23 protein-coding genes are annotated in these 20,047 nt (G+C 65.3%); 10 read left to right on the top strand and 13 right to left on the bottom strand.

The window, feature by feature from the left end; all coding sequences use genetic code 11:
* Positions 1–232: 232 nt before the first annotated feature.
* Genes argA through EBN1_RS02965 form a run of 3 tightly spaced genes read left to right on the top strand, consistent with a single transcriptional unit; the run spans position 233 to position 3,653 of the window.
* Positions 233–1,588, top strand: coding sequence for an amino-acid N-acetyltransferase (gene argA / locus EBN1_RS02975; RefSeq protein ID WP_049780158.1), 1,356 nt, complete (start codon positions 233–235; stop codon positions 1,586–1,588).
* 43 nt (positions 1,589–1,631) lie between these two features.
* Complete coding sequence (locus EBN1_RS02970) at positions 1,632–3,377, top strand: sensor domain-containing diguanylate cyclase (protein WP_011236425.1); 1,746 nt, start codon at positions 1,632–1,634, stop codon at positions 3,375–3,377.
* A 3-nt stretch (positions 3,378–3,380) separates the two neighbouring features.
* Positions 3,381–3,653, top strand: coding sequence for an oxidative damage protection protein (locus EBN1_RS02965; protein ID WP_041645623.1), 273 nt, complete (start codon positions 3,381–3,383; stop codon positions 3,651–3,653).
* An 82-nt stretch (positions 3,654–3,735) separates the two neighbouring features.
* On the opposite strand, the gene phoU is transcribed toward EBN1_RS02965, so the two are convergent.
* The 4 genes from phoU to EBN1_RS02945 all read right to left on the bottom strand — a co-directional run bounded on the left by phoU (position 3,736) and on the right by EBN1_RS02945 (position 7,294).
* Positions 3,736–4,440 (bottom strand): phosphate signaling complex protein PhoU, encoded by a 705-nt coding sequence (phoU, locus tag EBN1_RS02960; RefSeq protein ID WP_011236423.1) that lies wholly within the window; start codon positions 4,438–4,440, stop codon positions 3,736–3,738.
* 81 nt (positions 4,441–4,521) lie between these two features.
* Complete coding sequence (gene rpiA / locus EBN1_RS02955) at positions 4,522–5,184, bottom strand: ribose-5-phosphate isomerase RpiA (RefSeq protein ID WP_011236422.1); 663 nt, start codon at positions 5,182–5,184, stop codon at positions 4,522–4,524.
* A 27-nt stretch (positions 5,185–5,211) separates the two neighbouring features.
* The gene (moeA, locus tag EBN1_RS02950) at positions 5,212–6,465 is read right to left on the bottom strand and encodes a molybdopterin molybdotransferase MoeA (protein ID WP_011236421.1); all 1,254 of its coding nucleotides are present in this window, start codon (positions 6,463–6,465) and stop codon (positions 5,212–5,214) included.
* A gap of 202 nt (positions 6,466–6,667) precedes the next feature.
* Complete coding sequence (locus EBN1_RS02945; RefSeq protein ID WP_011236420.1) at positions 6,668–7,294, bottom strand: c-type cytochrome; 627 nt, start codon at positions 7,292–7,294, stop codon at positions 6,668–6,670.
* A 119-nt stretch (positions 7,295–7,413) separates the two neighbouring features.
* Between EBN1_RS02945 and yihA the strand changes: the two genes are divergently transcribed.
* The gene (yihA, locus tag EBN1_RS02940) at positions 7,414–8,064 is read left to right on the top strand and encodes a ribosome biogenesis GTP-binding protein YihA/YsxC (protein ID WP_011236419.1); all 651 of its coding nucleotides are present in this window, start codon (positions 7,414–7,416) and stop codon (positions 8,062–8,064) included.
* 236 nt (positions 8,065–8,300) lie between these two features.
* Positions 8,301–9,314, top strand: a complete 1,014-nt coding sequence (gene hemB, locus EBN1_RS02935) for a porphobilinogen synthase (protein WP_011236418.1) — start codon at positions 8,301–8,303, stop codon at positions 9,312–9,314.
* Between the two features lie 18 nt (positions 9,315–9,332).
* Here the strand turns inward: hemB and EBN1_RS02930 are convergent, their stop codons facing one another.
* Genes EBN1_RS02930 through bioB form a run of 3 tightly spaced genes read right to left on the bottom strand, consistent with a single transcriptional unit; the run spans position 9,333 to position 11,874 of the window.
* Positions 9,333–9,992 carry a pyrimidine 5'-nucleotidase gene (locus EBN1_RS02930; protein WP_041645619.1) on the bottom strand — a complete coding sequence of 220 codons (660 nt, stop codon included), beginning with the start codon at positions 9,990–9,992 and terminating at the stop codon, positions 9,333–9,335.
* A complete protein-coding gene (locus EBN1_RS02925) occupies positions 9,989–10,882 on the bottom strand; it encodes a methyltransferase domain-containing protein (RefSeq protein WP_011236416.1) in 894 nt (297 codons plus the stop codon). Before EBN1_RS02925 ends, EBN1_RS02930 begins: the two co-directional genes overlap by 4 nt.
* 5 nt (positions 10,883–10,887) lie before the next feature.
* A complete protein-coding gene (bioB, locus tag EBN1_RS02920) occupies positions 10,888–11,874 on the bottom strand; it encodes a biotin synthase BioB (RefSeq protein ID WP_011236415.1) in 987 nt (328 codons plus the stop codon).
* 66 nt (positions 11,875–11,940) lie between these two features.
* Between bioB and EBN1_RS02915 the strand changes: the two genes are divergently transcribed.
* Positions 11,941–12,642 carry a ComF family protein gene (locus EBN1_RS02915; RefSeq protein ID WP_338390410.1) on the top strand — a complete coding sequence of 234 codons (702 nt, stop codon included), beginning with the start codon at positions 11,941–11,943 and terminating at the stop codon, positions 12,640–12,642.
* Between the two features lies 1 nt (position 12,643).
* Positions 12,644–13,108 carry a tRNA (cytidine(34)-2'-O)-methyltransferase gene (locus EBN1_RS02910; protein WP_011236413.1) on the top strand — a complete coding sequence of 155 codons (465 nt, stop codon included), beginning with the start codon at positions 12,644–12,646 and terminating at the stop codon, positions 13,106–13,108.
* An 86-nt stretch (positions 13,109–13,194) separates the two neighbouring features.
* On the opposite strand, the gene EBN1_RS02905 is transcribed toward EBN1_RS02910, so the two are convergent.
* The 6 genes from EBN1_RS02905 to EBN1_RS02880 form a co-directional block, all read right to left on the bottom strand.
* Positions 13,195–14,181, bottom strand: a complete 987-nt coding sequence (locus EBN1_RS02905; protein WP_011236412.1) for an NAD(P)H-dependent glycerol-3-phosphate dehydrogenase — start codon at positions 14,179–14,181, stop codon at positions 13,195–13,197.
* A 5-nt stretch (positions 14,182–14,186) separates the two neighbouring features.
* Positions 14,187–14,636 (bottom strand): SH3 domain-containing protein, encoded by a 450-nt coding sequence (locus EBN1_RS02900; protein WP_041645614.1) that lies wholly within the window; start codon positions 14,634–14,636, stop codon positions 14,187–14,189.
* Between the two features lie 5 nt (positions 14,637–14,641).
* Positions 14,642–15,121 (bottom strand): protein-export chaperone SecB, encoded by a 480-nt coding sequence (gene secB / locus EBN1_RS02895; RefSeq protein ID WP_011236410.1) that lies wholly within the window; start codon positions 15,119–15,121, stop codon positions 14,642–14,644.
* Positions 15,122–15,253: 132 nt separating this feature from the next.
* Positions 15,254–15,514: a glutaredoxin 3 gene (grxC, locus tag EBN1_RS02890; protein ID WP_011236409.1), complete on the bottom strand. Its 261-nt coding sequence runs from the start codon at positions 15,512–15,514 to the stop codon at positions 15,254–15,256.
* Between the two features lie 2 nt (positions 15,515–15,516).
* Entirely contained in the window at positions 15,517–15,933 is a 417-nt protein-coding gene (locus EBN1_RS02885) for a rhodanese-like domain-containing protein (RefSeq protein WP_041645612.1), read from the bottom strand.
* Positions 15,934–16,026: 93 nt separating this feature from the next.
* Positions 16,027–16,356, bottom strand: coding sequence for an ArsR/SmtB family transcription factor (locus EBN1_RS02880; RefSeq protein WP_041645610.1), 330 nt, complete (start codon positions 16,354–16,356; stop codon positions 16,027–16,029).
* A 161-nt stretch (positions 16,357–16,517) separates the two neighbouring features.
* Here EBN1_RS02880 and gpmA point away from each other — a divergent pair, with 161 nt between their 5' ends.
* Genes gpmA through EBN1_RS02865 form a run of 3 tightly spaced genes read left to right on the top strand, consistent with a single transcriptional unit; the run spans position 16,518 to position 20,034 of the window.
* A complete protein-coding gene (gene gpmA / locus EBN1_RS02875; protein ID WP_011236407.1) occupies positions 16,518–17,267 on the top strand; it encodes a 2,3-diphosphoglycerate-dependent phosphoglycerate mutase in 750 nt (249 codons plus the stop codon).
* 13 nt (positions 17,268–17,280) lie between these two features.
* Positions 17,281–18,606 (top strand): murein hydrolase activator EnvC family protein, encoded by a 1,326-nt coding sequence (locus EBN1_RS02870; RefSeq protein ID WP_041645609.1) that lies wholly within the window; start codon positions 17,281–17,283, stop codon positions 18,604–18,606.
* Between the two features lie 42 nt (positions 18,607–18,648).
* Positions 18,649–20,034 (top strand): S41 family peptidase, encoded by a 1,386-nt coding sequence (locus tag EBN1_RS02865; protein WP_011236405.1) that lies wholly within the window; start codon positions 18,649–18,651, stop codon positions 20,032–20,034.
* The last annotated feature ends 13 nt before the right edge of the window (positions 20,035–20,047 follow it).

Raw genomic sequence — 20,047 nt, 5'->3', positions numbered from 1 at the left:
AGTACGACGTGGTGGCGCCGCAGTTGCCCGCTGTTCGAGCGGAGTTTGCCCGTATCAAAGTGTTGCCAACTTTCTGCGCAGGGCTTGAAATGGAGCTGGGAAACGACGTTTTGCGTTTCGGCACATGGTAAGCGCATGCGCAGCGTCCCTGTTTCGTTAGAATGTGAGGTTTTCGGGCTCCGTGCCTCGTTTTGGCGGCGCGTACAGCTCAAAGACTCCTGACGGTGATCGCTTGAACGGGCAACCCACTCCTTCCCGTGCCGCAACCGAAGTCCCTGCGACCACCGACCAGTTCGTCGCCTGGGTGCGTGGGGCGGCCCCCTACATCCACGCCTTTCGCGGCCGGACGTTCGTGATCGGTTTCGGCGGCGAGGTCGCGGCCGGCGTCCGCGCGCAAAGTCTTGCATACGACTGCAACCTGCTGGCGGCGCTCGGGATTCGCCTCGTCCTCGTGCATGGCGCGCGTCCCCAGATCGATGCCGAACTGGCGCGCCGCGGTCTCGAGCCGCGCTACCACAACGGTCTGCGGGTGACCGACGCCGACGCGCTTGAATGCGTCAAGGCGGCGATGGCGGTGACCCGTATCGAAGTCGAAGCGCTGCTGTCCCAAGGGCTGCCGAACACGCCGATGGCGGGCAGCTACATGCGCATCACTGGCGGCAACTTCATCACGGCGCGTCCGGTCGGCGTCGTCGAGGGCGTTGATTACCTGTATACGGGGGCGGTGCGCAAGATCATCGCCGAGGAAATCAACGCCGACCTCGATCAGCAGAACGTCGTGCTGATCACTCCGCTGGGCGTGTCGCCGGCGGGAGAGATTTTCAATCTGGCGATGGAGGAAGTTGCGGAAGCGGTCGCGATAGCGGTCCACGCCGAAAAGCTCATCTACCTGTGCGACGCGCCGGGACTGCTGGATGCGGACCAGCATCTGATCGATTCCGTTACCGCGGACGAAGCCGAGCGCATGTTCAACGCCGGCGAAGGGTTGACCGAGGATCTCGATCTCTACCTGCCCTGTGCGATCCGCGCCGTGCGCCGCGGCGTCGCGCGCGTCCATCTGATCGACCATGACAAGGACGGCGGCCTGCTGCTGGAGTTTTTCACGCACGCCGGTGTCGGCACCATCGTGTCGCGCGACCCGCTGTTCCGCTTGCGCGAAGCCACCGTCGAGGACGTCGCCGCGCTGGTCGCCCTGATCTCGCCGATGGAAACGGACGGCACGCTGGTGCGGCGGGGCCGCGAGCTGCTGGAACAGGAAATCGACCGCTTCACTGTCGTCGAACACGACGGAGTGCTCGTGGGGTGCGCCGCGCTGTACCCGTTCAGCGACGAACGTGCCGCCGAACTCGCCTGCCTTGCAGTGACTCCCGAGTACCGGCGGGCGGGGCTGGGCGACCAGCTGCTGCGAAGGATCGAGCAGCGCGCGCGCGCGCAGCGCCTCGAGCGGCTGTTCGTGCTGACCACGCGCACCGCGCACTGGTTCCGCGAGCGCGGCTTCAGCGAGATCGGGCCGGACGCCCTGCCGCGGCAGAAGCGTGAACTGTACAACTACCAGCGCCGCTCCAAGGTGTTCACGAAGCCGCTATGAGCATTCGCGAGGTATTGCCTGCCGCAAAGAGGTCTCTCGCAGTATGCGAGGAGGCGACGAATTGAGCGGCGAAGAGGGCAGCGCAAAGCTGGTTCCGGTGCTCGCCGGCATGGTCGCCGCGATGCTTGCTGCGTTCGCAGTCGGAATCGGAAAGTATGTCGGGGCCGAGGGCGCGCGCCTTGCGGCGGTGATCACGATCGCCGTAATCGGCCTGCTGGCTGGGGCAGCCGTGCGCTGCGACAGGCTGCGCCGGGGGCGCGAAAGGGAGCAGGGCAATATCGAGATCGCGGCGCGGCTCGACCGGCTCGATGCCGACGCAGCGATTCCGCTCGCGCTTTCACGGGAGGTTCAGCCGCAGGATGCCCTCGCACGTATCGACGCCGTCTCCGACGAGGTGCGGCGGCTGCGGGAGGTTGCCGAAGGCGTGTATGGACTGGAGGCGCTGTTCGATGTCGGCGGGCGCCTCGTCTGGATCAGCCCGTCGATCCACCGCATCACCGGCCGCACGCCTGCCGAATGCCTCGCAGCGCCCGATGCGATCGCGTTCCTCGTGCATGAGTCGGACCGCAATTATTGTTTGCGCACGGCGCGGAAAGTCGCCGAGGGCGGCCCACCCGCGAATTTCGAGATGCGCCTGATGCGTGCCGACGGGCGCATCTGTTGGGTCGCATGCCACTGGCGGCGGCTCGGCGACGATTCCACTCATCCGGCAGGTTTGCGGATGTCGGCGGAGGACATCCAGGCGCGCAAGGAAACTGAATACAAACTGCTCGAGACCGTGACCGAGCTGCGTCGCGCGCAGGCGCTTCGTGAACGCTATCTGGCCCGCAGCAACGATGAGCGCCAGCGCCTTTCGGCACTGCTCAACGTGATCCGCCTCGGCATTCTGTTCATGGACCGCGACCACCGGGTCCTCTACTACAACCGTGCGATGCTCGACATCTGGGGGTTCGAGCCCGACGAGAACCTCATCGGGATGCGCGACGTGGTGCTGCAAAGTCGCGTGGCTCCGTTGATCGAGCAGCCCGAAGCGTATTTCGAACACATCGCCGGCGTGCTGCAGATGCATGGTGTCAGCGAAACGCACGAGATCGGCCTGTGCGACGGACGCATCGTCACCGACGTGTCCACGGTCGTGGAGTCGGCCGAGGGCCAGCGCTGGATCGGGCGGGTGTGGATCTACGAGGATGTCACCGAAGAGCGAAAGATCGCCCGGAAGATGGTGGAACTGGCCGAGCGCGATCCGCTGACGAACCTTTTCAACCGGCGGCGTTTCCACGAGGAGCTGAATCGCCTGCTGGCCGAAGCGACCCGCCATCAGGTCCGTGTCGGACTGATCGCGATCGACCTCGACGGTTTCAAGCCGATCAACGACGAGTTCGGTCACCAGGCGGGCGATGCGGTGCTCGTCGGTCTCTCCCGGGCCGTCGCGGGCGTGATCCGGCGCAACGAGATGTTCTTCCGCCTCGGCGGCGACGAATTCGGCGTGCTGGTGCCCGATGCCGAAGAGCGCGATCTGTGCGAGCTCGCCCGCCGCATCCTCGAAGTCATCGAGACGCAGCGCTTCGAATTCGAGGGACGGTCCATGAACCTCACCGCGAGCCTCGGGATCGCGCTGTTCCCGCAGCACGCGGACAACCCGGAACAGCTCATCGCGATTGCCGATCAGGCGATGTACTGCTCGAAGAATCGTGGCCGCAACAGATGGACGCTGGCCAGGAGTGAAGCGCACGAATCCGATAGAATGGCGTCTTCAGAATCCGATGAACCCATTTGCAGAGGGGATTGAACGATGGCCCGTATGGTCAATTGCATCAAGCTTGGGCGCGAAGCGGAAGGGCTGGACCTGCCGCCGGTGCCGGGCGCGCTGGGCAAGCGCATTTTCGAGAATGTGTCCAAGGAAGCCTGGCAGCAGTGGGTGAAGTACCAGACCATGCTGATCAATGAAAATCGCCTCAACCTGATGGATGCGCGGGCACGGAAGTACCTCGCCGAACAGATGGAAAAGCATTTCTTCGGCGGTGGTGCGGACCAGGTCGGCGGCTACGTTCCTCCCGCACAGTAAATCCCGGCGCATGCCGCGGGTGCGAACGACGAAGGGATGACCTGCGGGTCATCCCTTCGCTTTTCCGGCCGCAGCAGCCCCGTCAGCGGACCCTGGACTCGCGCTCCAGCGCTTCGATCCCTTCGTGGCGCACGTCGCGGCCCCTGACCATATACACCACGTATTCCGACACGTTCTTGGCGTGGTCCCCGATCCGCTCGATCGATTTGGCGATGAACAGCACATCGAGCGCGCGCGTGATGAGCCGCGGATCTTCCATCATGTAGGTGATCAGCTGGCGCATGATGCCTTTGAAGATCGCGTCGACTTCCTTGTCCTGGCGGGCGATGTCGGCCGACGACGAGGGATCCATGCGGGCGAAGGCGTCGAGCGCGCGCTGCAGCATGTCGATCACCATCGCCGCGACGTGCCGCAGTTCGACTTTCGGCACGAAAACCACGTCGGAGCCGATGATCTGCCTGCCCGCCTTCGCAATTTTCTTCGCTTCGTCGCCGACCCGTTCGAGGTCGGTGATCATCTGGATCATCGTCATGACCATGCGCAGGTCGCCCGCTGTGGGCCCGTGCCGTGCAATGAGCAGGATGCAGGCGTCGTCGAGCGCGACTTCCTCTTCATTGACGCGTCGGTCGTCTTCGATGACCGCTTCGATCGTTGCCATGTCCCCGCTGCTCAGCGCCTCGATCGCGCGGCTCAGCTGCTGTGCGACGAGGCCGCCCATTTCCAGCAGACGCTTGCGGATGGACTCCAGTTCGGTGTCGAAATGAGTAAGAGTGTGTTTGCTCGGCATGTTGGAATCCCCTGTGTGCGAGGAGGCTAGCAGCAAAAAATGACCGGAATGTTTCAGGTGAGCGTCGGGAGCGCGCGCTTCTCAGTTTGCAACCTGTCGCTCGACCCCGGCGAGCGTTGCCAGCAGCAGCACGTCCGCGCCGCGGCGCGCGAACAGGCCATTGGTGACCACCCCGACAATCTGGTTCAGCTCGGTCTCGAGCGCGCGCGGTGAGGTAATCATCAAGCCGTGCACGTCCACGATCAGGTTGCCGTTGTCGGTGACGAATCCCTCGCGCAGTTCGGGCCGACCGCCGATCCGGACCAGTTCGCGTTCGACGTAGGCGCGGGCCATCGGAATGATCTCGACCGGCAGCGGAAAGCGGCCGAGACAGGCGACCTTCTTGCTCGCGTCGCAGATGCAGATGAACCGGCGCGCAACCGCCGCGACGATCTTTTCGCGGGTCAGCGCGCCGCCTCCGCCCTTGATCATGCAAAACCCGCCATCGATCTCGTCGGCTCCATCCACGTACACCGGCAGGTCGGTGATGTCGTTCAGATCCAGAACCGGGATGCCGTGGGCCTGCAGGCGGCGTGCGCTGGCTTCCGAACTGGACACCGCTCCCGCGATCCGGCCCTTGATGCCGGCCAGACCGTCGATGAAATGATTGACGGTCGAGCCGGTGCCGACGCCGACGATCATTCCGTTTTCGACGTAGTCGAGTGCCGCGATCGCGGCTGCCTTCTTGAGTTCGTCCTGGGTCATTGAATGTCCATCCGGTGAAACGTCGCTTCAGATCAGTCCGTCGAAAACCTGCACCATAACCGGTTCTCCGGCTGCCACGTCGCCGCGTTCTTCGGGCAGGACGATGAAGCAGTTCGCCTCGGACATTGACCGCAGCACTCCCGAGCCCTGCGCTCCCGCGAGGCGCACCGTCTGCCGGCCGTCGACCGTTCCCAGCTGGCCGCGCAGGAACTCCCGGCGGCCGGCCTGCTTGCGGATCGCTTCTCCGCACGAAACTTCGAACAGCGCGGGTTCCGGCAGCGGCGAAACGCCGGAGAGGACGAGCAGGGCATCCTGCACGAACTGGTAAAAAGTCACCAGCACTGCGACCGGATTGCCCGGCAGGCCGAACAGCCAGGTATCGCCGATACGGCCGAAAGCCATCGGGCGGCCCGGCTTGATGTCGATTTTCCAGAACGCGACCTCGCCGAGGCGATTCACCAGCTCGCGGATGAAATCGGCCTCGCCGACCGACACGCCGCCGCTGGTCAGGATCACGTCCGCATCGGCCGAGGCACCGCGAAAAGCTGCTTCGAGGGCCGTCGGGTTGTCTGGCACGACGCCCATGTCGAGCATGTCGCAGCCCAGACGGGAAAGCGCGCCGAAGAGTGTGTAGCGATTGCTGTCGTAGACTTCGCCCGGTGCGAGCGGCTTGCCGATGGACGCAAGTTCGTCGCCGGTCGAGAAGAACGCGACACGCAGGCGCCGGCGCACGGTGACTTCGGCGATGCCGAGCGAAGCGACCAACCCGAGTTCGGCCGGGCCGCAGCGCTTTCCAGCCGGCAGTGCGACGCTGCCGAGAGCGAGATCCTCGCCCGCACGGCGCAGGTTTTGCCCTGCCTGCTGTCCCGGCGGGATGAACACCTGGCTGTCGGCGGCGCGGGCCATTTCCTGCACGACGATGGTGTCGGCGCCTTGCGGAATCGGTGCGCCAGTCATGATCCGAACTGCCTGTCCCGCACCGACGATGCCCGAAAACGGTTTGCCGGCGAACGCGGTGCCCACCACCGCAAGCGCCGTTTCGGGCCGGGCCTCGAGATCGCGAAACCGCACGGCATAGCCGTCCATCGCGGAGTTGTCGTGGGCCGGCACGTTGCACGGCGCGATCACGTCCTCGAGCAAAATCCGCCCGAGCGCGTTGCGGACCGCCACGCGTTCCCACCCGCTTATCGGCGCCAGGCTTTCCAGAATCGTTCGCCGCGCTTCGGCGGTGGTCAGGTGGGGGGAGCGGGGCGCGGGCTTCGCGCCGGAGTTCTGTTTCATGACTCTCATCCCTTGCCGCGGCGGCGCGCCGCCACACTGCTGATTATCATTGCACGCTCGACCGTCTGCGCGGCAACTCGTGTTCTGGTCGAGGGCGCTCGTCAGTTGCGCCCGGACATTCGTGGCTGGCGGTTCGGGGGCCGGCAAGAAAAAGGGTGGCCGAACCACCCCGTTCACGAACTGCGATCCCGCTGTTCGGTTCTTAACGCAGTCCTGCCACGTAATCCGCGACCGCCTTGATTTCCGCGTCCGTCATCTTCAGCGCGATCGTCTGCATCATCAGGTTCGGATCGTTCTTGCGTACGCCGTCGCGGAAGGCCTTCAGTTGCGCTTCGGTGTACTCGGCGAACTGGCCTGCAATGCGCGGATACTGGACCGGCATGCCTGCGCCGGTCGGGCCGTGACAGCCCGAGCAGGCCGGCAGGCCTTTCGCGGTGATGCCGGCACGCCAGATGTCCTGGCCCTGTTGTGCCGTCTCCGCATTCTTCGCGCTCTCGGGCTGCAGCTTCTGCGACGCGAAGTAGACCGCGAGCGCTTTCATGTCCGCGTCTTCGAGTCCGGCCACCATGGCGCCCATGATGGGGTTCTCGCGCTCGGGCGGCTTGCCGTCCCATGACTTGAACGCTCTCAGCTGCTTGTAGAGATATTCCTCGTGCTGCCCCGCGATCTTTGGATTGGCCGAAATCGGACTGTTGCCATCCGGTCCGTGGCAGCCGGCGCAGACGGTTTCAGCCGTCATTTTCGCCTTTGCAAGATCGGGAGCCGGTTCTTGGGCCTGAAGGCCGCCGGCAACCAGCAGCAGCGGGAGCAGCAGGGAACGCTTGATCATGGTGTCCTCAGAAAGCCGTGAGCGGTCGTCACAAACGCGTTATTCTATACTAAGTACCCCGTTTTGCGCGATGCAAGGTGGGCGCCTCTAACCCCGCCCTTGTTCTTGCCGATTCCCAGATGCCGATCTTCCGTAACGCACGATTCGAAGTTTCCATTGCAAAATCAGGGGCTCTGCCTCCTCCGGAGGGCGCGGAAATCGCATTCGCCGGACGCTCCAACGCCGGGAAGTCGAGCGCCATCAATACGCTTGCCGATCATACACGTCTGGCATTCGTGTCGAAGACGCCCGGGCGCACCCAGCTGATCAATTTCTTTCGCCTCGATTGCGGGGCGGTGCTCGTCGACCTGCCCGGTTACGGCTACGCGAAAGTGCCGGAAAACATCCGCCGTCAATGGCAGGGGCTGCTCGAGCACTATCTGCGCAAACGTGAAAACCTGATCGGACTGGTGCTGATCATGGATTCGCGCCATCCGCTCACGCCCCTCGACCGCCAGATGATCGACTGGTTCGTGCCCGGAGGGCGGCCGATTCATGTGCTGTTGACGAAATGCGACAAGCTGTCGCGCAACGAGGCTGCGGCCACGCTCGCCAGCGTTCGCCGCGAAGTCGCGGCACTCGGGCCGCAGATCAGCGTGCAACTGTTCTCGAGCCTGAAGAAAATCGGCATGGAAGAGGTCGAGCACAAGGTGGCTGGCTGGCTCGGTCTGCCTAGCGACGATCTGCCGGCAATTCCTACCCCCGCCCAGTTGCGCGCGGCAGGGAAGTAGCCTGTCCCGCCGTGGGCGGATAAACTGGGCGGATAAACCACCGGGGCAATAAAAAACCCCGGGCTAAAGGGGATAAAGCCCGGGGTCAAACGCCTTAACTGGATTAAGGCACCCGCTCAGGGAGGTGAAGCGGGAGATGGCTCGTCACCATCTGTACGATAAGATAAGCCTCTTTCGGCGAAGTTCCTCCGCGGTTTCGTTACCGGGTGTTTCGCCTCCACCTGACTGGACTGACCATGCGCCCTACCGGAATTTTTCCCGCGACCCGCATGCGGCGGATGCGCCGCGACGATTTTTCCCGCCGCCTGATGCGCGAGTCCCGGCTTTCCACGGATGACCTGATCTATCCGGTGTTCGTGCTCGAAGGGACGGGCCTCACCGAAGCGGTGCCGTCGATGCCGGGGGTGAACCGCGTGTCGCTCGACAACCTGCTGCGCGTCGCCGAAGAGGCGGTTTCGCTCGGCGTGCCGGCGCTGGCGCTGTTCCCGGTCATCGAGGCCGGGGGCAAGACGCCCGGCGCGGAAGAGGCGTGGAATCCGGACGGACTCGTGCCGCGGGTCGTGCAGGCGCTGAAGGCACGCTTTCCGGAACTCGGAGTGATCACCGACGTCGCACTCGACCCCTATACCAGCCACGGTCAGGACGGGTTGATCGATGCCGACGACCCGCGCGGCTATGTGCTCAATGACGAGACGCTCGAGGCGCTGGCGAAACAGGCGCTGTGCCACGCGCAGGCCGGGGCAGATGTCGTCGCGCCGTCCGACATGATGGACGGGCGCATCGCGCGCATCCGCGCCGAACTCGACCGCGACGGCCGCATCCACACCCGCATTCTGGCGTACGCGGCAAAATACGCCTCGAGCTTCTACGGCCCGTTCCGTGACGCGGTCGGCTCGACCGGGAACCTCGGCACGGGCAACAAATACACTTACCAGATGGATCCGGCGAACTCCGACGAGGCGCTCCGCGAAGTCGCGCTCGACATCGCCGAAGGGGCCGACATGTTCATGGTCAAGCCGGGGATGCCGTACCTCGACATCGTCCGGCGCGTGAAGACCGAACTGCAGGTGCCGACGTATGTGTATCAGGTCAGTGGCGAGTACGCGATGCTGAAGGCGGCAATCGCGAACGGCTGGCTGTCGGAGGAGGCGTGCGTGATGGAGGCGCTGCTGTCGTTCAAGCGCGCAGGCGCCGACGGCATCCTGACGTACTTCGCTCTCGACGCGGCGCGCTGGTTGAAAGGGGCCTGAGCTTTTTCCGTCCCGGGGTCAGGCGAGCCACGGCCGGGCGGCACGGTGCAGGCGCAGGATCGAACTGATTTTCATGTCGACATACGCGGGCTGCTTCAGGCCCTCGCCGACCAGCACGGTCTTCATGCCGAGCCGCTTCGCGGTGCGCAGGTTCTCGGCCGAATCCTCGATGAGCACGCAGCGGCGCGGATCCAGGCGGTGGTCGTGGAGCAGGTGGCGAAACGCCTGCACGCCGGGCTTCGGATGGAAGCGCATTTGCTCGATGCCGAACACGTCATGGAAATGCCGGCGGATGCCCATCGCCTCGACGACCGCTTCGGCGTAACGCTGCGGGCCGTTCGAGAACACGATCTTGCGCCCCGGCAGACGACGCAGCATCGAGCGCAGCGCGCGATCGAACACCATCAGCTTGTGCAGTTTCTCGAAGCGATGCGTCGCCTCGAGAAAGTGGTGCGGGTTCGTGCCGTGGTGGCGCACGAGGCCGAGCAGCGTCGCTCCGTAGCGATGCCAGTAGTGAACCCGCAGCGCGTTCGCTTCCTCCGGGCTCAGCGACAGGTGCTGCTCGAGGTACGCTGTCATGCTGCGGTTGATGTGCGGGAAGATGTGGGCGCTGGCGTTGTGCAGCGTGTTGTCGAGGTCGAACAGCCACACCAGTCGGGGCGGGAGCGGAGCGTTCATCCCCGCAGCTTGCGCGGCTGGAACTGCATGACCGCGCGGCCGTCCTCGGTCGTTTTCGGCTGCGCTTTCCATGCGTGGCCCTGGACGATCTCGAAAGTCGCCGGCAGGCGCCCGTCGCGGCGCAGCGCCTCGAGGGCATTGCGCGCCGCGGCCCAGCCCGACTTGCCCGAGAGCCCGCGGGGCCGCGCCCGGCTCGCGTTGGCGCTGCCGGAAAGCCGCAGGTCGCGCAGCAGTTCGTCGAGGTTGGCGTAGGTCAGCGTCAGCACTTCCATGTCCATCACCGGATCGGAGAAGCCGGCTGCGACCAGCGCGTCACCCAGGTCGTGCATGTCGATGAAGCGGTGCACCCGCGTGCCGTGGGTGTCGGGCAAGGCGGCGCGCAGCTCCTTCAGCGTGTCCGGCCCCAGCGATGAGAACATCAGCAGGCCGTCCGTCTCGAGCACGCGGTGCATCTCGCGCAACGCCGGCAGCGGATCGGCTAGCCAGTTGAGCAGCAGGTTCGACCACACCAGCGACAGGCTGGCACGGGCGAACGGGAGGGCGGACGCATCGGCACAGACGAGTGACGGCGGCGCGTTGCGGCCGAGTGAGCGCAGCCGCCCGAAGAGGCTGCGCTCGCCGCGTGCGCGGTCCAGCATCGGCAGCGCGAAATCGGCGCCGATGCGCATCGCTTTCGGGTAGCGCCTGCCGAGCCCCCCGAAATCCGCGCCGGTGCCGCAGCCCAGGTCGAGGATGCGCTTCGGTTCGATGCGGATGTAGTCGAGCCGCTCGTCCATCCGGCGCGCGACTTCGCGCGCGAGCACCGCAACCTCGTCGTAGGTCGCCGCGGCACGGCCGAAGCGCCGGACGAGGAGTTCGCGGGCGAGGGTGAAGTCGGCCGGAGCGCTCATCCGGCTCAGACGGGACGCAGGCCGAGGCGCGCGAACAGCGCCTCGTCGCGGTCGGTGTCGGGATTGTCGGTCGTCAGCAGGCGGTCGCCGTAGAAGATCGAGTTCGCACCGGCCATGAAGCACAGCGCCTGCAGCTCGTCGCTCATCTGCTGGCGCCCGGCGGACAGGCGCACGAAACTCGTCGGCATCATGATGCGGGCCGCGGCGATCGTGCGGACGAATTCGAACGGATCGATCTTGTCGACGTTTTCGAGCGGCGTGCCGGGCACCGGTACGAGGTTGTTGATCGGCACCGATTCCGGCGGCGACGCCATGTTCGCGAGTTGCACCAGCAGGCCGGCCCGGCTGCGCCGTCCCTCGCCCATGCCGACGATGCCGCCGGAACAGACGTTGATGCCGGCGCCACGCACCTGTTCGAGCGTGTCGAGGCGGTCCGCCAGGGTGTGCGTCGTGATGACTTGGCCATAGAACTCCGGCGCGGTGTCGAGATTGTGGTTGTAGTAGTCGAGGCCGGCTTCCTTGAGCTGCAGCGCCTGGTCGCCTTTGAGCATGCCGAGGGTCACGCAGGTCTCGAGGCCGAGCGCCTTGACCTCGCGCACCATCGCCAGCACCGTCTCCATGTCCTTGTCTTTGGGCCCGCGCCACGCCGCGCCCATGCAGAAGCGCGACGCTCCCTTCGCTTTCGCCGCTTTCGCGTGCTCGACGACTTCGGCCACTTTCAGCAGCTGTTCACGGTCTAGCCCGGTATTGTGGCGCGTCGATTGCGAGCAGTAGCCGCAGTCTTCCGAGCAGCCGCCGGTCTTGATCGACAGCAGCGTCGAGCGCTGCACCGCGTTCGGGTCGAAATGTGCGCGATGCACCTGCTGCGCGCGGAAGAGCAGGTCCATGAAAGGCTGTTCGAACAGCTCGACGGCTTCGACCACGGTCCACTTGATGCGGGGTACGGCCGGGGCGGCCGGGCGTTCGGCAGCGGGCGCTGAAGTCATTGTCATGAAAGCGGTTCCGGGATGTAATGCGAAGCTTCGCATGTTCCTTCATTGGCGGAAATCTTGTCAAACGTGCTCGATGCGTTGCGCTTTCGCGCGCGCCGGATCGCAGATCTGCTGATGCCGCAGGAGTGCTTCGTGTGCGGTTCGATGTCGGGCGCAGCCGCGCTGTGCAGCGCCTGCCGGAACGATCTGCCGCGCCAGCCGGCTTCGTGCCCGGTATGTGCCGTTCCGACTGTCGAGGGTGCCACCTGCGGGCGCTGCCTGCACAATCCCCCGGCGTTCGATGCGAGCCGCGCCGCGTTTGCGTACGCTTTTCCCGTGGATCGTATCGTCCAGGGGCTCAAGTATCGGCACCGGCTGGCGTTGGCGAATTTTTTCGCCGAGGTGCTGTTGCCGCTCGGCGCTCCCCGGCCGGCTGCGGTCCTGCTGCCGATGCCGCTGCATGTCCGTCGGCTGCGCCAGCGCGGCTTCAACCAGGCCGTCGAGATCGCCCGTCCGCTCGGACGCGCATGGGGCTTGCCGCTCGAACTCGTGGCGGTTGCGCGCGCGCTGAACACCGTGCCGCAGGTGTCCTTGCCGTGGAAGGAGCGAAGCGTCAATATGCGGGGCGCCTTCCGTTGCGAGGCCTCGTTTGCCGGCCGCACAGTGATCGTCGTCGACGACGTCATGACGACCGGCGCGACGCTCGACGAGCTCGCCCGCACGCTCAAGATGCATGGCGCCGCGCGCGTCGAAAACCTCGTCGTCGCGCGCACACCTTCCCCCCACTGACATGCTCGATATCGTTCTCTTCCAGCCCGAAATCCCGCCGAACACCGGCAACACGATCCGGCTCGCGGCCAACACCGGCGCACGCCTGCATCTCGTGCGCCCGCTCGGCTTCGATCTCTCCGACCGGCAACTCGCGCGCGCCGGCCTCGATTACCACGATCTGACGACGCTCACCGTTCACGACGACTGGAACGCCTGTCTGTCCGCGCTCGCCGGCCGGCGCCTGCTGGCGCTGAGCACAAAGGGCCGGACACGCTACGATCTGGTCGACTACCGGGCTGACGACGTGCTGCTTTTCGGCCGCGAAACCAGCGGGCTGCCGGCCGAAGTCCTCGATTCGGTGCCGGACATGCAGACGCTGCGCATCCCGATGTGCCCGGCCAACCGCAGCGTCAACCTGTCGAACGCGGTCGCGGTCGTCGTTTTCGAAGCGTGGCGCCAACTGGGATTTGCCGGCGCGACTTGAGCTCGGGCGCGTCTGCCCCGGGGGGAAGCGACGGGGGCGGACGGAGGAACGCTGCGGTGCTGCAACAGGCGCGAACGCCTTGCGGCTCACTCGCGGCGCGGCTCGCGCGACAGCAGTTGCTCGACAACTTCGCGCGGGCCGAGGCGGGCGTCGTGGAGCAGGGTGTCGACGGCTTCGCACAGCGGCATCTCGACGTCGTGGCGGGCAGCGAGCTTGACGACTTCGCGGGCGGTGGACACGCCTTCGGCGACATGGCCGAGTTCGCCGAGGATCTCGGCGAGGGTCTTGCCTTGGGCGAGTGCGAGTCCGACGCGTCGGTTGCGCGACAGGTCGCCGGTGCAGGTCAGGATCAGGTCCCCCATGCCGGCGAGGCCCATCAGGGTTTCGGGGCGCCCGCCAAGGGCTTCGGCGAGCCGCGCGATTTCGGCGAGTCCGCGGGTGATCAGTGCTGCGCGCGCATTGAGGCCGAATCCCATGCCGTCGGAGACACCTGCGGCGATCGCGAGCACGTTCTTGATCGCGCCGCCGATCTCGGCGCCGACGAGGTCGGAGTTCGCGTAAATGCGCAAGCGCGGCTGGTGCAGTGCAGGAACCCAGCGACGGGCGAAAGCCGGATCGGTCGCTGCCAGCGTCACCGCGGTCGGCATTGCGCGGGCGACTTCGGCGGCGAAGCTGGGGCCGGTCAATACGCCGCAGCGGGCTGCGGGCCCGAGCTCCTCGGCGACGATTTCATGCGGCAGCTTGCCGGTCCCCGCTTCGAGACCCTTGCATGCCCAGATCAACGGCGTGTCGGGCTGCAGTGTGTTGAGTTCGCCCACGGCGGCGCGAAGGCCAGCGAGCGGCGTGACGACGAGGTGCAGGTCGGCGGCGCGGGCAGCGGCGGCGAAGTCGGCCGTCAGGGCCAGTTCTTCCGGAAAGGGCACGCCGGGCAGGTAACGCTCGTTGTGCCGCGTCGCGGCGAGGGTGTCGATGTGGCCTGCATCGCGACCCCACAGCACGACGTCGTGGCGCGCGCTGAACGCGAGCGCCAAGGCGGTGCCCCAGGCACCGGCGCCGAAGACGGCGATGCGCATCCGAGTCAAAGCCCCCACACTTCGCTGATCTTGAGGTAGCCCTGCGTGCCGTCCTTGTGGCGGACCTGGATCCAGCCATCGCCCGATTGCGCGACGAATTCGAGGACTGCATCCTTGACGGTCTCGAATGCCGCCGACGCCTCGTCTGCCGGGTGCTGGCGCACCACGGCCCGCGGCACGGCGACCATCACGGTGCGTTTTTCCGACAACGCGCGCCGTTCGATCCAGGTCAGCGCTCCGCCCGCATCGCGCACCTTGACCCACTTGTCGAGCGTCACGACGACTTCGACAGGGGTTCCCGGGGCTACGATGTACAGACGCTTGCCCTTCTCGGAAGGCGCGTCGAACAGCACGGCGGGTTCGCCGACCGAACGGAATTCGATCGCATCGGCGGCGCCGGCCGACAGGGCCAGCGCGGCGGCAAGGGACAGCGAGAAGCGAATGTTCGCGCGCATTCGTCTCACTGGATCGGGAGCTCGCCGGCCTGCGCGGCCGCCGCGGCCTGCTGTTGTTGCTGGGCCTGGTACAGCGATTCGAAGTTCACCGGGGCAAGCACCACCGGCTGGAAGCCGGCGCGGGTGATCGCATCCGACACCGATTCGCGCGCATACGGGAAAAGGATGTTCGGGCAGCCGATCATCATCACCGCCTCGAGATCGCCTTCCGGAATGTTGCGGATCTGGAAAATACCTGCCTGCGCAACCTCGACGAGAAACACCGTCCGGTCTTCGGGCAGTTTCGACGATACGGTCACCGTCAGCGTAACTTCGAAAACGCCTTCGTCGACGTTGCTGGCCTCGGTGCGCAGCTGAACATTGATCTGCGGGTTCTCACGGTCGAGGAAAATCTTCGGCGCGTTGGGTACTTCGAGCGAGAGATCCTTGACGTAGAGTTTTTCGATCGAGAAGACGGGTTGCGCGGCTTGTGCGTTTTCGGTCATGGAGAGGCCTGGAAAAGAAAGTGACTTGGGGAAGTGGATCGGGGAAGTAAATCGGTGAAAGCGGAGAATGCGAAGTGACCCGGCTGGTGGTGGTGCGCCTCAACGCGGCGCCAGGCCCCCGGGTCAGGACGTTCAGGGCGCGGCCAACAAGGAATCGAGTTTGCCGGCGTGGTCAAGATCGAACAGATCGTCGCAACCGCCGACATGCAGGTCGCCGATGAAGATTTGCGGTACCGTCCGGCGCCCGGTGAGCCTGATCATCTCGTCGCGCAACGACGGGTCCTGATCGACGCGGATCTTCTCGATGTCGGTCACGCCTTTGCGCTTGAGGAGCTGTTCGGCACGCACACAGTAGGGGCACACGTTCGTGGCATACATTCTGATTTTTGCCATGTTCATTTCCTCTTGCGGCTGACCGGCTGCCCGGCTTTTTCCCATTCGACGAGGCCGCCCCGCAGGTTGAAGAGTTTCTCGAATCCCGCTTTCCTCAGCGTTGCAACCGCCGCAGACGAGCGAGCGCCGGTGAAACAATAAACGATCAGCGGACGATCCTTGAACTTCGCGAGCTCCGCGCTGCGCCGTTCGAGATCGCTCTGCGGAATATGGCGTGCGTTCGGGATATGGCCGCGCGAGTATTCGGCCTGGTCGCGAATGTCGATGACGATCGCCTCTTCGCGGTTGATCAGCAGCGTCGCCTCGATCGGGGAGACCTGGCTTTTGTCGCCTTGTGCGCGCGCGAAGTCGAACAGCAGCCAGCTGCCGCTCGCTACCGCGAGCGCAGCCCAGTACCAGTTTTGCTGGAGGAATTCCACGAAATCTTGCTCCGTTCTAGGGGTTCGATGCGAATGATGACAACTGCGATGACAACTGCGGTACCAATCGAGATGGCAACCGGGATTGCCGGCTCAAATCCTGTCGCGCGCGACGCCGCAGAACACTTCGCGCATCAGCACGATCAGCTGCAGCGTCCGCTGGTCGCAGACACGGTAATAGACGCGATTCGCATCCTTTCGGGTTTGCAGCACCCCCTTGTCCCGGAGGATCGCCAGGTGCTGGGAGATGTTGCTCTGCGAGGTGCCGACCGCCTCCACGATTTCCTGGACGCAGATTTCGCTCTCGCCGAGGACGCACAGGATCTTGAGCCGCAGCGGGTGTGCAATCGCCTTGAGGGCACGAGCGGCAGTCTCGATGTGTTCGTGCTTGTCGATCAGGTCGATGATGGCGTTGTTGTTCACTGTGGCGGTGAAGTGCAGATCAGGCGACTAGTATAAAATACCGCGGCCCGATTAAGGGCGAGTCCGGTGTCTTTGTGTTGCGCCGGGCGCTCTCGAGCCGGTCTCGTCCCGTCGTCCGATACGTCAGCTTCACAACTTCAATCACTTTTTCCCGAGCGTTCATGTACAAAATCGTTCTGCTTCGCCATGGCGAGTCTACCTGGAACAAGGACAACCGCTTCACCGGCTGGACCGACGTCGATCTCACCGAGAAAGGTGTCGAGGAGGCCCGGGGAGCTGGCCACTTGCTGAAGCGAGAGGGCTACACTTTCGACCTGGCCTACACGTCGGTACTCAAGCGTGCCAACAAGACGCTGAACATCGTCCTCGAGGAACTCGACTCGCTGTGGCTGCCGGTGGAGCATTCGTGGCGCCTGAACGAACGGCATTACGGCGACTTGCAGGGGCTCAACAAGGCCGAGACCGCAGCGAAATTCGGCGACGACCAGGTGCTCGTGTGGCGCCGTTCATATGACACGCCGCCGCCGCCGCTGCCGGAGGGCGACGAACGGCTCACCAGCGGCGACCCGCGCTATGCTTCGCTGCCGCGCGCGCAGTTCCCGCGCACCGAATGCCTCAAGGATACGGTGGCGCGCTTCGTGCCGTACTGGGAGACGGTGATCGTGCCGAACATCCTGGCCGGTCGCCGCATCCTGATCGCGGCCCACGGCAACAGCCTGCGCGCGCTGATCAAGTATCTCGACAACATCTCGGACAGCGAAATCGTCGGCCTGAACATCCCGACCGCGCAGCCGCTCGTCTATGAGCTGGACGCGAATCTGCGCCCGATCAGGAGCTACTACCTCGCGGATGCCGACACGATCCGCGCGGCCGAGGCTGCAGTGGCGGGACAGGGCAAGGCGAAGGGCTGAAAGTCGCCCGAGAATGATGGTCCGGCTCGGGTTGCGGTCTCTTGTCCCTGCGCTGGCGCTGGCGCTCCTGCTGGGCGCTGCCGCGCAGGCGAGCGAGCCGGCCGAGGTCGTGCAGAAGCGTTCCGACCTCGAAGAGGTGAAACGCCGCATCGCGGATCTGCGCAAGGAAATTGCCGATACCGAGGAAACCCGCTCGAGCGCTGCCGCCGAACTCGCCGCGGCGGAACGGGCGGTTTCGCAGGTGCAGCGCCGGCTGCACGCGCTCGCCGCGGAGCGGGCGACGACCGAGAAGTCGCTTGCGATCCTCGAGGCCGAGCAGGAAGCGGTGGAAGCCCGGATTGCGGGGCGGCAGGCGGAACTGGGCGAGTGGCTGCGCCGGCACTATGTCCATGGCGCGGGCGGCGGGGTCGCGCCGTTCCTGTCGACCCGCGACGCGAATCAGTTCGCCCGCGACGCTCATTATCTCGAACACCTCGGCAGGGCCCGCCTGGCGCTGATTGAGTCGCTGCGCGGGGATCTGCGGCAGAAAGCCGAGCTCGGCGAGTCGATTGCCGGGCGGCGCGACCGCCTCGTGGCGCTCGAAGCGCAACAGCGCGCTCAGCATGCGACGCTCGAATCGATGCAGGCCAGGCGCAAGCAGGCCCTCGACGGGATATCCCGGCAACTGCTCAGCCAGCGCAAGGAAGAGGAAACGCTGCACCAGGATCAGCAGCGGCTCGGTCGCCTGGTGGCGGTCCTCGCCAAGCGGGCGGCGGAACGGGAAGCTGCGCGTATCGCGACGGCTGCCCGCGCGCGCGAAGCTGCGGCCCGCGCGGCAGCAAAGGCGGCGGCGGAGAGGCGGGCGGACGCGGCGGGAGCGGTGCGCTCGACGCCGCGCTCCCGCTCGGAAGCGGTCGTCGGTGAAGTCCGCCAGGCCGCGGGAGCGACGCCGACGGGCGTGAGCTTTGCGCAGTTGCGCGGCAAGATGCGATTTCCGGTCCGTGGCGAACTGGTTGGACGTTTCGGTGCTCCAAGGGCGGAAGGTGGCACGACGTGGCGGGGCGTTTTCATACGCGCCTCCGGCGGTGCGGAGGTGCGGGCAGTGGCGGGGGGCGAGATCGTGTTCTCCGACTGGCTGCGCGGCTACGGCAACCTCATCATCGTCGACCACGGCAGTGACTATCTGTCGATATACGGCAACAACGATGCCTTGCTGAAACAGCTTGGCGACGTAATTGCCGGAGGGGAACCGATCGCCAGCGTTGGGGCGAGCGGAGGCGCCTCCGAATCGGGTTTATACTTTGAGATCCGCTACCGCGGGCAGCCGGTCGATCCCCTGCAGTGGGTGCGGCTCAATTAGCTTTTCCGGGATTCCCGGCGTTTTTTCCTCGATGGAGTAGTCATGCGTAACAAGCTTCAGAAAGCGGGTTTGATCATGACCGGCGTGTTCGCCGGGGTGCTGATCAGTCTCAATTTCCCCGCCAGTGCCGACAAAGTTTCAGCTGCCCCGCTGCCGGTCGAGGAGCTGCGCGCATTTGCCGACGTGTTCAACGCGATCAAGCAGGGCTACGTCGAACCCGTCGAGGACAAGAAACTCATCAACCACGCGATCAGCGGCATGCTGAGCGGGCTCGATCCCCACTCCGCGTACCTCGACGTGGAAGCGTACAAGGAGCTGCAGGTCGGCACGCACGGCGAGTTCGGCGGGCTCGGCATCGAAGTTGGCATGGAAGACGGGTTCGTCAAGGTCATTTCGCCGATCGAGGATACGCCCGCGTTCCGCTCCGGCGTCAAGGCCGGCGACCTGATCGTCAAGCTCGACGAAACGCCGGTCAAGGGCATGACGCTCAGCGACGCGGTCAAGCGGATGCGCGGCAAGCCGAAGACCGACATCACGCTGACCATCGTGCGCAAGGGCGAGGACCGCCCGGTGGTGGTGACGCTGACGCGCGAAGTGATCAAGGTGCAGAGCGTCAAGTCGAAGATGGTCGAGCCCGGCTATGGTTACCTGCGCGTCGCGCAGTTCCAGGAAAACACTTCGCAAGCCGTCGCCGAGCACCTTGCCAAGCTCGCCAAGGAAGGAGACATGAAAGGCCTGGTGCTCGACCTGCGCAACGATCCGGGTGGCTTGCTGCACGGCGCCGTCGGCGTCGCTTCGGCGTTCCTGCCGGCGAATGCGCTGGTGGTGTCGACGGACGGACGGACCGATGACGCGAAGCGTGAATATCGCGCGCGGGCGGACGACTACCTGCGCGGCAGCCGTGAGGATTTCCTCAAGGACTTGCCGGCGGGCGCGCGGACGCTCCCGATGGTCGTGCTCGTCAATGCCGGTTCGGCCTCGGCTTCCGAAATCGTAGCAGGCGCGTTGCAGGACCACCGACGCGCGGTCGTGATGGGAACGCAGACGTTCGGCAAGGGCTCGGTCCAGACGATCCTGCCGCTCAACAGCAACACCGCGATCAAGCTGACGACAGCCAGGTACTACACGCCGAGCGGCCGCTCGATCCAGGCGAAAGGCATCGAGCCCGACATCATCGTCGAGGAAACGGCAAACGGCTCCTCGCGTCGCCTGCGCGAGGCCGACCTGGAGCGTCACCTCGGCAATGACCGCGATCCCGAGGCAGAGCCGAAGAAGGCCGACGAACCGAAAGCGGGCGACCAGTCGCCTGCCGACGACGAGGCCGAAGCGCTGCCGCGTCCGGAACTCGCGAGCAAGGACGACTACCAGCTGAACCAGGCGATCAACCTTCTCAAGGGGCTGCAGATCGTCCAGAATAAGAAGGAATAAAAGCGCAATAAGG

Source organism: Aromatoleum aromaticum EbN1 (assembly GCF_000025965.1).
GTDB classification, from domain to species: Bacteria; Pseudomonadota; Gammaproteobacteria; order Burkholderiales; family Rhodocyclaceae; genus Aromatoleum; species Aromatoleum aromaticum.
Note: the sequence above shows the minus strand (reverse complement) of the source record. Positions and strands in the feature narration are given on the sequence as shown.

Coding starts and splice junctions, on each gene's coding strand:
- EBN1_RS02970 (WP_011236425.1), top strand. CDS start 1,632: ATGCGAGGAGGCGACGAATTGAGCGGCGAAGAGGGCAGCGCAAAGCTG.
- phoU (WP_011236423.1), bottom strand. CDS start 4,440: ATGCCGAGCAAACACACTCTTACTCATTTCGACACCGAACTGGAGTCC.
- EBN1_RS02925 (WP_011236416.1), bottom strand. CDS start 10,882: ATGAGCGCTCCGGCCGACTTCACCCTCGCCCGCGAACTCCTCGTCCGG.
- hemB (WP_011236418.1), top strand. CDS start 8,301: ATGCGCCCTACCGGAATTTTTCCCGCGACCCGCATGCGGCGGATGCGC.
- EBN1_RS02945 (WP_011236420.1), bottom strand. CDS start 7,294: ATGATCAAGCGTTCCCTGCTGCTCCCGCTGCTGCTGGTTGCCGGCGGC.
- yihA (WP_011236419.1), top strand. CDS start 7,414: ATGCCGATCTTCCGTAACGCACGATTCGAAGTTTCCATTGCAAAATCA.
- EBN1_RS02965 (WP_041645623.1), top strand. CDS start 3,381: ATGGCCCGTATGGTCAATTGCATCAAGCTTGGGCGCGAAGCGGAAGGG.
- secB (WP_011236410.1), bottom strand. CDS start 15,121: ATGACCGAAAACGCACAAGCCGCGCAACCCGTCTTCTCGATCGAAAAA.
- grxC (WP_011236409.1), bottom strand. CDS start 15,514: ATGGCAAAAATCAGAATGTATGCCACGAACGTGTGCCCCTACTGTGTG.
- bioB (WP_011236415.1), bottom strand. CDS start 11,874: ATGACAATGACTTCAGCGCCCGCTGCCGAACGCCCGGCCGCCCCGGCC.
- gpmA (WP_011236407.1), top strand. CDS start 16,518: ATGTACAAAATCGTTCTGCTTCGCCATGGCGAGTCTACCTGGAACAAG.
- EBN1_RS02865 (WP_011236405.1), top strand. CDS start 18,649: ATGCGTAACAAGCTTCAGAAAGCGGGTTTGATCATGACCGGCGTGTTC.
- EBN1_RS02870 (WP_041645609.1), top strand. CDS start 17,281: ATGATGGTCCGGCTCGGGTTGCGGTCTCTTGTCCCTGCGCTGGCGCTG.
- EBN1_RS02905 (WP_011236412.1), bottom strand. CDS start 14,181: ATGCGCATCGCCGTCTTCGGCGCCGGTGCCTGGGGCACCGCCTTGGCG.
- moeA (WP_011236421.1), bottom strand. CDS start 6,465: ATGAAACAGAACTCCGGCGCGAAGCCCGCGCCCCGCTCCCCCCACCTG.
- rpiA (WP_011236422.1), bottom strand. CDS start 5,184: ATGACCCAGGACGAACTCAAGAAGGCAGCCGCGATCGCGGCACTCGAC.
- EBN1_RS02910 (WP_011236413.1), top strand. CDS start 12,644: ATGCTCGATATCGTTCTCTTCCAGCCCGAAATCCCGCCGAACACCGGC.
- EBN1_RS02900 (WP_041645614.1), bottom strand. CDS start 14,636: ATGCGCGCGAACATTCGCTTCTCGCTGTCCCTTGCCGCCGCGCTGGCC.
- EBN1_RS02930 (WP_041645619.1), bottom strand. CDS start 9,992: ATGAACGCTCCGCTCCCGCCCCGACTGGTGTGGCTGTTCGACCTCGAC.